Here is a 12,074-nt window from a genome sequence, read left to right on the forward strand (position 1 = left end):
CATGGCCATCAAACTCGTGACCACCGCGGCCGAACTGCGTACTGAAAGCGCACGGCTCCTGGCTTCCAAGCGGGGAAGTTCCCAAGGTTTGGTGCCGACCATGGGGGCCCTGCACTCAGGCCACGCCGCGTTGGCGAGGGCCGCCGTGGCAGAGAACGACGTCGTGGTGGCCACCATTTTCGTGAATCCCCTCCAGTTCGGCGACGCCGTGGACCTCGACCGCTATCCCCGGACGCTTGAGGCCGATATGGCCATCCTTGATGCCGAAGGAGTGGACCTTGTTTTCGCGCCCTCCGTGGACGAGGTGTACCCCGGCGGGCAGCCGCTGGTCCGTGTCACGGCGGGTCCGCTCGGCGGGAAATGGGAGGGTGCCTCACGCCCCGGCCACTTCGACGGTGCCCTGACCGTGGTGGCCAAGTTGCTGCACTATGGACTCCCGGGCGGCGCAGCTGCGGACGGTTCGACGCCGGCGTACCGTGCCTACTTTGGCCAGAAGGACGCCCAGCAACTTGCCCTTGTGAGGCGTATGGTCGTGGATCTGAACTTCCCCGTGGAGATCGTGCCCGTACCGATCGTGCGCAGCGAGGACGGCCTGGCGCTTTCCAGCCGTAACCGCTTCCTCTCCGACGACGAACGCGAGGCGGCGCTGGTGCTCTCACGGGCTCTGCGCCTTATCGAGTCCCGCGCGAACGCGCATGAACCGCTGGACCTGGATTCCGCCGTCGCACTCGTTGAATCCCAGCCGCTGGTGGAACTGGACTATTTCGACGTCGTGGATCCCACCACGCTTGAGCCGCTGGCGGAGAACTGCAAAGAAACACCGTTCCGCGGCGAAGGGCTGGCAATCATTGCCGCCAAGGTAGGTCCCGTGCGGTTGATAGACAACGTTCCGCTTAATTCCTGAGGTTGAATCCCTAACGTTTGGATTTTCTACTGACGGGAATCTCTTGGGCGTCTAGAATGTTCCTGTCTTCACCGGTACCGACCGCCGGAATCCAAACCCAAACCTGAGGAATCCTCATGTCTACCGACGTCACGTCCGGCGCCAACAGCGAGCCCGGTTCCGGCACGCCCGCAAGTGCAACCTTCACAGAGGAAGCGCTCACCCAGGCTCCTGTATCAGGGAAGATGTCCCGCGAATCCGTCACGGTCATTGTCACGCTGTTGGTCGCCACCTTTGTGGTGATCCTCAACGAGACCATTATGAACGTGGCACTCCAGCGGCTGATGACTGATCTCAAGGTGGACGCGCCCACGGTCCAGTGGCTCGCCACCGGGTTCATGCTGACCATGGCGGTCGTCATTCCGACTACCGGGTTTATCCTGCAGCGATTGACCACCCGCGGCTCGTTCATGCTGGCGATGGGACTCTTCAGCGGAGGAACACTCCTGGCTGCCCTAGCGCCCGGATTCCCCGTGCTGCTCCTTGCACGGATCGTCCAGGCGGGCGGCACGGCCATCATGCTGCCATTGCTGATGACCACCATCCTCACTCTGGTGCCCATGTCCCGGCGCGGTGCCGTCATGGGCAACGTCAGCATCGCTATCTCAGTCGCTCCCGCGATGGGCCCCACCGTTTCAGGCATCATCCTGGACCACTTCTCGTGGCGGTTCATGTTCGTGTTCGTGCTCCCCGTAGCACTGGCTGCCCTGGCAATCGGCGCCAAGTACCTCACCAACGTGGGGGAGCGCGGGAAGACTGGCTTGGACTTCACTTCAGTGGTCCTCACGGTGCCTGCCTTCGGCGGACTGGTCTATGGCCTCAGCCAGATCGGTGGTGCCAACGCCGGGGTGGTCCCGATCATCGCACTCGTGGTGGGAGTCGTGTGCCTGGCGCTGTTCGTCTTCCGCCAGGTCAAACTGCAGAAGTCCGACTCTCCACTCCTGGATCTCCGGGCCTTCAACTTCCGAATGTTCACGGTGTCCACGCTGCTGATGGTCGTAGCGATGATGGCACTGTTCGGTGGAGTCATCCTGCTTCCGCTCTACCTGCAGAACACACTGCACCTCCAGCCGATGGAAACGGGCCTGGCCCTCTTGCCGGGCGGTTTGGCCATGGGTCTGCTGGGTCCAGTCATCGGGCGGATTTTCGACAAAGTCGGTCCATTGCCGCTGACCGTATCCGGTTCAGTCCTCATGGTCCTGACGCTCTGGCAGTTTTCCCGCCTGGATGGCAGCAGCCCGCTCGGATGGGTGATTGCACTGCACGTTACGTTGAGCCTCGGCCTGGCACTCCTCTTCACGCCTGCCTTCACTACTGGCTTGAACCCGCTGCCTCCGCACCTGTACTCCCACGGATCGGCCATCATGAGCACAGCCCAGCAGGTGGCCGGCGCCGCTGGCACTGCCCTGCTCGTCTCCATCTTCGCCGTGGTGTCAGCATCCTCCGGCCTGGTAGCCGGCATGCAGGCCGCCTTCCTGGCGGCAACCATCATCGCTGGAGCTGCAGTGGTGCTCGGTGCGATGATGCGCAAGACCGAGGGCGCAGGCCACGGAGGTCACTGAGTCTTTGCTGGGCCCGGCCGGGCCGTTCCGCTGGGCCCGGCTGTTGCCCTTCCCAACGTTCTCTCACATCCTGAGGCGTTTGGGCTGTTGCTCTCTCACATCCTGACGTGTTTGGACCGGTTGCCGTTGAGTCCAGTGCCTCCTGGCCTGACTGATATCGGCCGCTGAATTAGGCCCGACGGCGGATCCGGGGTGCCGCTTCAAAGGGCAGCTATTGCAGCCGTTTCGTTGTGTGACGGGCTTCACGGACAACGGTTCTGCGCTTATTGAGGTGTTTTTGGGCCGTTTTCCCAGTGTTCACGGGGTTTTGGGCGGCGTGCGGGTGGATTTGTTCGGACGGTAAGGCGCGTGTAAAGTTATCTGAGTCGCCGCCGCTGATGCGGAAATGATGGTGACGAATTCCCCTTCAAATTACCGGTTTCCGGTGGTGCTTTGTGTGCCTCTGAACTGGCTTGGGGGCCCGAGCGCGATTTGCTTCATGCGGTCGAATCGGGTAAGTTTGAAAAGTTGCTCCGGAGCGATTCTGAGGCCCTTTGGGTTTTGGTTGGTGCCGGGTGTGTCTGTTGTTTGAGAACTCAATAGTGTGCCAAGTTTGTTGATGCCGATTGTTTTTTGATTGGTTGAAATTATGGCCGGGCCGTTGCGCACCCCCGTGTGTGGTGGTCTGGTTTTCAGCTGGTTTCGAATTTTGTGCAGCCGCGTTTTGCCGTTATTTCCGGTGGGTGTGGTTGTGTCTGTTTGATTTTTTGTTTTCAACGGAGAGTTTGATCCTGGCTCAGGATGAACGCTGGCGGCGTGCTTAACACATGCAAGTCGAACGATGATCTCCAGCTTGCTGGGGGGATTAGTGGCGAACGGGTGAGTAACACGTGAGTAACCTGCCCTTGACTCTGGGATAAGCCTGGGAAACTGGGTCTAATACCGGATATGACCATCTGGCGCATGTCATGGTGGTGGAAAGCTTTTGTGGTTTTGGATGGACTCGCGGCCTATCAGCTTGTTGGTGGGGTAATGGCCTACCAAGGCGACGACGGGTAGCCGGCCTGAGAGGGTGACCGGCCACACTGGGACTGAGACACGGCCCAGACTCCTACGGGAGGCAGCAGTGGGGAATATTGCACAATGGGCGAAAGCCTGATGCAGCGACGCCGCGTGAGGGATGACGGCCTTCGGGTTGTAAACCTCTTTCAGTAGGGAAGAAGCGAAAGTGACGGTACCTGCAGAAGAAGCGCCGGCTAACTACGTGCCAGCAGCCGCGGTAATACGTAGGGCGCAAGCGTTATCCGGAATTATTGGGCGTAAAGAGCTCGTAGGCGGTTTGTCGCGTCTGCTGTGAAAGACCGGGGCTCAACTCCGGTTCTGCAGTGGGTACGGGCAGACTAGAGTGCAGTAGGGGAGACTGGAATTCCTGGTGTAGCGGTGAAATGCGCAGATATCAGGAGGAACACCGATGGCGAAGGCAGGTCTCTGGGCTGTAACTGACGCTGAGGAGCGAAAGCATGGGGAGCGAACAGGATTAGATACCCTGGTAGTCCATGCCGTAAACGTTGGGCACTAGGTGTGGGGGACATTCCACGTTTTCCGCGCCGTAGCTAACGCATTAAGTGCCCCGCCTGGGGAGTACGGCCGCAAGGCTAAAACTCAAAGGAATTGACGGGGGCCCGCACAAGCGGCGGAGCATGCGGATTAATTCGATGCAACGCGAAGAACCTTACCAAGGCTTGACATGAACCGGAAAGACCTGGAAACAGGTGCCCCGCTTGCGGTCGGTTTACAGGTGGTGCATGGTTGTCGTCAGCTCGTGTCGTGAGATGTTGGGTTAAGTCCCGCAACGAGCGCAACCCTCGTTCTATGTTGCCAGCGGTTCGGCCGGGGACTCATAGGAGACTGCCGGGGTCAACTCGGAGGAAGGTGGGGACGACGTCAAATCATCATGCCCCTTATGTCTTGGGCTTCACGCATGCTACAATGGCCGGTACAAAGGGTTGCGATACTGTGAGGTGGAGCTAATCCCAAAAAGCCGGTCTCAGTTCGGATTGGGGTCTGCAACTCGACCCCATGAAGTCGGAGTCGCTAGTAATCGCAGATCAGCAACGCTGCGGTGAATACGTTCCCGGGCCTTGTACACACCGCCCGTCAAGTCACGAAAGTTGGTAACACCCGAAGCCGGTGGCCTAACCCTTGTGGGGGGAGCCGTCGAAGGTGGGACCGGCGATTGGGACTAAGTCGTAACAAGGTAGCCGTACCGGAAGGTGCGGCTGGATCACCTCCTTTCTAAGGAGCTGCTAACAACTTGCTGTTGCCCTGCATGGGGTGGTGGTGGTTGTCAGTGTTGCCCATTGCGCAGGCGTTTGTTCTGCGGTGGGTGCTCATGGGTGGAATATCAACAAATCAAATGTTTTTTGGCATGGCCTTGCTGGTTGTGTCCTGGTGTTAGTACGGTGCTGCTGCGTCCCCTGTGGGGGTGTGGTGGTGTTGGGAACGTGCCGGGGCGTGGTTGTAGGGGGTTGTGTTTGGCGCACTGTTGGGTCCTGAGGCAACAGGACCTTTTTGCAGCAATGCAGGGGGGGCACTTCTGGTGTTTCTTTTGTTCCTGCTTCTGTCCTTTCACTGCCGTGGTCGGCCCCGCCTTTGGGTGTGGGTTGTGGTGGTGGGGGTGGTTGACGGGGTTGTTGTTTGAGAACTACATAGTGGACGCGAGCATCTAGGACACACACGTTGTGCCGGCCTTCGGGTTGGTGGGTGTGTGTTCTTACAGCAATTTCTTATGAATGAACCTGGCCCTTGTGGTCGTGGTTCTCTCGAATAGATGATGCATGACTGAACGTAAGTTTGGTTTGTGTGTGGTCAAGTTTTTAAGGGCACACGGTGGATGCCTTGGCATTAGGAGCCGAAGAAGGACGTAGGAATCTGCGATAAGCCTGGGGGAGTTGATAACCGAGCGTTGATCCCAGGATGTCCGAATGGGGAAACCCCGCACAACGCCGCAGGGTGATTGTGTGACCCGCATCTGAACACATAGGGTGCGTGGGGGGAACGCGGGGAAGTGAAACATCTCAGTACCCGCAGGAAGAGAAAACAAGAGTGATTCCGTTAGTAGTGGCGAGCGAACGCGGATCAGGCTAAACCGTTTCATGTGTGATAGCCGGCGGGCGTTGCATGGGCGGGGTTGTGGGACTTTCCGTACTGGTTCTGCCGGACCGGTGGGGTGTGTAGTGCAGGCATAGGTGAACGGTCTTGAAAGGCCGGCCAGAGAGGGTGTGAGCCCCGTAACCGTAATGTTGTGTGCCGCCTGGAGAGGATCCCAAGTAGCACGGGGCCCGAGAAATCCCGTGCGAATCTGTCAGGACCACCTGATAAGCCTAAATACTTCCTAATGACCGATAGCGGACCAGTACCGTGAGGGAAAGGTGAAAAGTACCCCGGGAGGGGAGTGAAACAGTACCTGAAACCGTGTGCTTACAATCCGTCGGAGCCAGTCTGATTCTGGTGACGGCGTGCCTTTTGAAGAATGAGCCTGCGAGTTAGTGTTACGTCGCGAGGTTAACCCGTGTGGGGTAGCCGTAGCGAAAGCGAGTCTGAACAGGGCGAGTGTAGTGGCGTGATCTAGACCCGAAGCGGAGTGATCTACCCATGGCCAGGTTGAAGCGACGGTAAGACGTCGTGGAGGACCGAACCCACTTCAGTTGAAAATGGAGGGGATGAGCTGTGGGTAGGGGTGAAAGGCCAATCAAACTCCGTGATAGCTGGTTCTCCCCGAAATGCATTTAGGTGCAGCGTTGCGTGTTTCTTGCCGGAGGTAGAGCTACTGGATGGCCGATGGGCCCTACAAGGTTACTGACGTCAGCCAAACTCCGAATGCCGGTAAGTGAGAGCGCAGCAGTGAGACTGTGGGGGATAAGCTTCATAGTCGAGAGGGAAACAGCCCAGACCACCAACTAAGGCCCCTAAGCGTGTGCTAAGTGGGAAAGGATGTGGAGTTGCGAAGACAACCAGGAGGTTGGCTTAGAAGCAGCCATCCTTGAAAGAGTGCGTAATAGCTCACTGGTCAAGTGATTCCGCGCCGACAATGTAGCGGGGCTCAAGTACACCGCCGAAGTTGTGGATTTCACACGGTACCCTAGCCTTCGTGGTTCAGGGGTGTGGAGTGGTAGGGGAGCGTCGTGTGGGCAGTGAAGTCGCGGTGGAAACCAGCGGTGGAGCCTACACGAGTGAGAATGCAGGCATGAGTAGCGAAAGACGGGTGAGAAACCCGTCCGCCGAATGATCAAGGGTTCCAGGGTCAAGCTAATCTGCCCTGGGTAAGTCGGGACCTAAGGCGAGGCCGACAGGCGTAGTCGATGGACAACGGGTTGATATTCCCGTACCGGCGAAAAACCGCCCATGCCAAGCGGGGGATACTAACCGCCCGGAGCCTGCCCGCCCACCCTTGTGGTGTGTGGGTTTTGGCCGAGCGCGGGACCTGATCCCGGGAGGTAAGCGTATTAACAGGTGTGACGCAGGAAGGTAGCCGGGCCGGGCGATGGTTGCCCCGGTCCAAGGATGTAGGGTCAGGGATAGGCAAATCCGTTCCTGTGTGCTTCGAGCACGATCCTGAGATCTGATGGGACTCCCGTTTGGGGGGATCCGGTGATCCTATGCTGCCAAGAAAAGCATCGACGCGAGGTTTTAGCCGCCCGTACCCCAAACCGACACAGGTGATCAGGTAGAGAATACCAAGGCGATCGAGAGAATTATGGTTAAGGAACTCGGCAAAATGCCCCCGTAACTTCGGGAGAAGGGGGGCCTGCCCCGTGATGGAGACGTGCTCTCCGTGAGCGGGTGTGGGCCGCAGAGACCAGGGGGAAGCGACTGTTTACTAAAAACACAGGTCCGTGCGAAGTCGCAAGACGATGTATACGGACTGACTCCTGCCCGGTGCTGGAAGGTTAAGAGGACCGGTTAGCCCCTTGCGGGCGAAGCTGAGAATTTAAGCCCCAGTAAACGGCGGTGGTAACTATAACCATCCTAAGGTAGCGAAATTCCTTGTCGGGTAAGTTCCGACCTGCACGAATGGAGTAACGACTTCCCCGCTGTCTCAACCATAAACTCGGCGAAATTGCAGTACGAGTAAAGATGCTCGTTACGCGCAGCAGGACGGAAAGACCCCGAGACCTTTACTATAGTTTGGTATTGGTGTTCGGAGTGGCTTGTGTAGGATAGGTGGGAGACGTTGAAACCCGGACGCCAGTTCGGGTGGAGTCATCGTTGAAATACCACTCTGGTCACTTTGGACATCTAACTTCGGCCCGTGATCCGGGTCAGGGACAGTGCCTGATGGGTAGTTTAACTGGGGCGGTTGCCTCCTAAAAAGTAACGGAGGCGCCCAAAGGTTCCCTCAGCCTGGTTGGCAATCAGGTGTCGAGTGTAAGTGCACAAGGGAGCTTGACTGTGAGAGAGACATCTCAAGCAGGGACGAAAGTCGGGACTAGTGATCCGGCGGTACATTGTGGAATGGCCGTCGCTCAACGGATAAAAGGTACCTCGGGGATAACAGGCTGATCTTGCCCAAGAGTCCATATCGACGGCATGGTTTGGCACCTCGATGTCGGCTCGTCGCATCCTGGGGCTGGAGTAGGTCCCAAGGGTTGGGCTGTTCGCCCATTAAAGCGGTACGCGAGCTGGGTTTAGAACGTCGTGAGACAGTTCGGTCCCTATCCGCTGCGCGCGCAGGAAATTTGAGAAGGGCTGTCCTTAGTACGAGAGGACCGGGACGGACGAACCTCTGGTGTGTCAGTTGTACTGCCAAGTGCACCGCTGATTAGCTACGTTCGGATGGGATAACCGCTGAAAGCATCTAAGCGGGAAGCTCGCTTCAAGATGAGATTTCCATACACAATTTGTGTGAGAGGCCCCCAGCCAGACCACTGGGTTGATAGGCCGGATGTGGAAGCGAGGACCAAAGACTCGTGAAGCTGACCGGTACTAATAGGCCAACAACTTACACCACACACAACACTGCACGCGTCCACTATGTGGTTCCCGAACAACAACCGTTCCAGGAACCAACAACTGAATAACAACACCACAAAGTTGTAACCACACAGACTTCCCACCCCCAACCGGAACCACAAACCGGCACCAGGGGGACGGGTAACAAGGTTACGGCGGTCATAGCGTGGGGGAAACGCCCGGTCCCATTCCGAACCCGGAAGCTAAGACCCACAGCGCCGATGGTACTGCACCCGGGAGGGTGTGGGAGAGTAGGACACCGCCGGACACACATTAGGTCGAGACCCCCCAACCCACACCGGGTCGGGGGGTCTCCCACATTCAAACGACACACCAAACACACCAACGTGGGCAAGCCTACGCTGGTGTGAAACTCCTTAGCCCGAGACAAAGGCCTCCACCACCATGGAGGCCTTCACTTTTTTAACTGACGTTCGACTGTCCATCCATCGAGGCCTCATCACTGCTAGCGGCGCATCCCGGGTGGGAAGATTCGGGTTTTGGAGTCCATGGCCAATTCATCACTGACGGGTGAGGTGTGCAGCCGACGAAGCAAGACTTTGAAGTCGGCGCCTTCCTTGGGGTCCGTGTTTACCTCCCTAGGCGTCTCGGTTCCGCTCCATACCCATACTCTTCGAGCAGCCATATGCCTTAGGGGCGGGCCAAAGCGCCCATCTGGAAAAGCTGGAGGAATTGGAAGGCCGGACATGATCGCGCGACAGCTACCCGTCAACGCTGGAGTGATTAGGCGTTCGTTGTCTTAGAAGCCTTTGCCGCCGCTTTGGCCGCTTGCTTGCTGGCGCGAACCTTGACCAAGGAATCGGGGTCCACGATGTCGGCAACAGAGAGGTATGAGCCCTCTTCGCCGTAGTGCCCAGCTGCTTCCCGCCATCCGTTTGCTTGAAGGCCGCATTGCTTACCGAGGAGGGCCAGGAAGATTTTCGCTTTCTGCTCCCCGAACCCTGGCAAGGCCTTGAGCCGGCGAAGTACCTCAGCTCCGTCGGGATTGCCGCTGCTCCAGATTGCCGCAGCGTCTCCGTTCCAATCCCGGTGTACCGTTTCGGCGAGGGCTTGGACTCTGCCGGCCATGGAGCCTGGGAAGCGATGTACGGCAGGGCGTTCTTTGAATACCTCCACGAAGCCTGCGGGGTCGTAGTCTGCGATCGTGCCAGGATCCAGTGACCCAAGGCGCGAACGGATCTTCTCTGGACCGGCAAATGCCGACTCCATGGTCACCTGTTGATCGAGCAACATTCCGGTCAGCAATGCGAAAGCATCGTCGCTCAATAGCTGGTCGGCGGCGGCATCTCCTGTGATGTGCAGTTTCATGCGTCCCATCCTCCCACCAGTGCGCGCGGTCGTCATCGGAAGTGGTCACGTTAGCCAGGCTGATGAAAGAACGGAGTGATGTTCGACGGCGGGCTGGCGGGGGTTTTTGGGGGTGTGTTGGGTGGTTGTTGGGGTGGATTTGCGTTGGGGGTGTGGGGCGTGTATTGTTTTCTGAGTCGCCGGGTGCGAAACGGAAAGCCGGAAGGTGTGTACGGTTCGGTAGGCGGCCAAAAATAACTCTTCTTTTCCAATGGCCTTGTTGGGTGTGCTGCTTTTGTGGTGCGCTGTGCGGGGTGATGTTTTGGGGGGTCTGTTGTTTGAGAACTCAATAGTGTGCCAAGTTTGTTGATGCCGATTGTTTTTTGATTGGTTGAAATTATGGCCGGGCCGTTGCGCACCCCCGTGTGTGGTGGTCTGGTTTTCAGCTGGTTTCGAATTTTGTGCAGCCGCGTTTTGCCGTTATTTCCGGTGGGTGTGGTTGTGTCTGTTTGATTTTTTGTTTTCAACGGAGAGTTTGATCCTGGCTCAGGATGAACGCTGGCGGCGTGCTTAACACATGCAAGTCGAACGATGATCTCCAGCTTGCTGGGGGGATTAGTGGCGAACGGGTGAGTAACACGTGAGTAACCTGCCCTTGACTCTGGGATAAGCCTGGGAAACTGGGTCTAATACCGGATATGACCATCTGGCGCATGTCATGGTGGTGGAAAGCTTTTGTGGTTTTGGATGGACTCGCGGCCTATCAGCTTGTTGGTGGGGTAATGGCCTACCAAGGCGACGACGGGTAGCCGGCCTGAGAGGGTGACCGGCCACACTGGGACTGAGACACGGCCCAGACTCCTACGGGAGGCAGCAGTGGGGAATATTGCACAATGGGCGAAAGCCTGATGCAGCGACGCCGCGTGAGGGATGACGGCCTTCGGGTTGTAAACCTCTTTCAGTAGGGAAGAAGCGAAAGTGACGGTACCTGCAGAAGAAGCGCCGGCTAACTACGTGCCAGCAGCCGCGGTAATACGTAGGGCGCAAGCGTTATCCGGAATTATTGGGCGTAAAGAGCTCGTAGGCGGTTTGTCGCGTCTGCTGTGAAAGACCGGGGCTCAACTCCGGTTCTGCAGTGGGTACGGGCAGACTAGAGTGCAGTAGGGGAGACTGGAATTCCTGGTGTAGCGGTGAAATGCGCAGATATCAGGAGGAACACCGATGGCGAAGGCAGGTCTCTGGGCTGTAACTGACGCTGAGGAGCGAAAGCATGGGGAGCGAACAGGATTAGATACCCTGGTAGTCCATGCCGTAAACGTTGGGCACTAGGTGTGGGGGACATTCCACGTTTTCCGCGCCGTAGCTAACGCATTAAGTGCCCCGCCTGGGGAGTACGGCCGCAAGGCTAAAACTCAAAGGAATTGACGGGGGCCCGCACAAGCGGCGGAGCATGCGGATTAATTCGATGCAACGCGAAGAACCTTACCAAGGCTTGACATGAACCGGAAAGACCTGGAAACAGGTGCCCCGCTTGCGGTCGGTTTACAGGTGGTGCATGGTTGTCGTCAGCTCGTGTCGTGAGATGTTGGGTTAAGTCCCGCAACGAGCGCAACCCTCGTTCTATGTTGCCAGCGGTTCGGCCGGGGACTCATAGGAGACTGCCGGGGTCAACTCGGAGGAAGGTGGGGACGACGTCAAATCATCATGCCCCTTATGTCTTGGGCTTCACGCATGCTACAATGGCCGGTACAAAGGGTTGCGATACTGTGAGGTGGAGCTAATCCCAAAAAGCCGGTCTCAGTTCGGATTGGGGTCTGCAACTCGACCCCATGAAGTCGGAGTCGCTAGTAATCGCAGATCAGCAACGCTGCGGTGAATACGTTCCCGGGCCTTGTACACACCGCCCGTCAAGTCACGAAAGTTGGTAACACCCGAAGCCGGTGGCCTAACCCTTGTGGGGGGAGCCGTCGAAGGTGGGACCGGCGATTGGGACTAAGTCGTAACAAGGTAGCCGTACCGGAAGGTGCGGCTGGATCACCTCCTTTCTAAGGAGCTGCTAACAACTTGCTGTTGCCCTGCATGGGGTGGTGGTGGTTGTCAGTGTTGCCCATTGCGCAGGCGTTTGTTCTGCGGTGGGTGCTCATGGGTGGAATATCAACAAATCAAATGTTTTTTGGCATGGCCTTGCTGGTTGTGTCCTGGTGTTAGTACGGTGCTGCTGCGTCCCCTGTGGGGGTGTGGTGGTGTTGGGAACGTGCCGGGGCGTGGTT

Annotated in this window: 3 protein-coding genes and 4 rRNA genes; 6 read left to right on the forward strand and 1 reads right to left on the reverse strand. The window is 57.8% G+C overall.

What is annotated here, in order from left to right; genetic code table 11:
• Position 1: 1 nt before the first annotated feature.
• From panC to rrf, 5 genes are all read left to right on the forward strand, one after another.
• Complete coding sequence (gene panC, locus LDN90_RS00620; protein ID WP_223947518.1) at positions 2 to 904, forward strand: pantoate--beta-alanine ligase; 903 nt, start codon at positions 2 to 4, stop codon at positions 902 to 904.
• Between the two features lie 116 nt (positions 905 to 1,020).
• The gene (locus LDN90_RS00625) at positions 1,021 to 2,505 is read left to right on the forward strand and encodes a DHA2 family efflux MFS transporter permease subunit (protein WP_223947519.1); all 1,485 of its coding nucleotides are present in this window, start codon (positions 1,021 to 1,023) and stop codon (positions 2,503 to 2,505) included.
• Between the two features lie 752 nt (positions 2,506 to 3,257).
• Positions 3,258 to 4,779 (forward strand): 16S ribosomal RNA (locus LDN90_RS00630).
• A 571-nt stretch (positions 4,780 to 5,350) separates the two neighbouring features.
• A 23S ribosomal RNA gene (locus LDN90_RS00635) occupies positions 5,351 to 8,494 on the forward strand.
• Positions 8,495 to 8,647: 153 nt separating this feature from the next.
• Positions 8,648 to 8,764: ribosomal RNA gene (gene rrf / locus LDN90_RS00640) — 5S ribosomal RNA — on the forward strand.
• Positions 8,765 to 9,240: 476 nt separating this feature from the next.
• Here the strand turns inward: rrf and LDN90_RS00645 are convergent.
• On the reverse strand, positions 9,241 to 9,834 hold the full coding sequence (locus LDN90_RS00645) for an HhH-GPD-type base excision DNA repair protein (protein ID WP_223947520.1): 594 nt from the start codon (positions 9,832 to 9,834) through the stop codon (positions 9,241 to 9,243).
• A 493-nt stretch (positions 9,835 to 10,327) separates the two neighbouring features.
• Between LDN90_RS00645 and LDN90_RS00650 the strand changes: the two genes are divergently transcribed.
• Positions 10,328 to 11,849, forward strand: a 16S ribosomal RNA gene (locus LDN90_RS00650).
• The 16S, 23S and 5S rRNA genes sit together here, the layout of an rRNA operon.
• The last annotated feature ends 225 nt before the right edge of the window (positions 11,850 to 12,074 follow it).

The organism is Arthrobacter sp. NtRootA1, from assembly GCF_019976975.1.
GTDB classification, from domain to species: Bacteria; Actinomycetota; Actinomycetes; order Actinomycetales; family Micrococcaceae; genus Arthrobacter; species Arthrobacter aromaticivorans.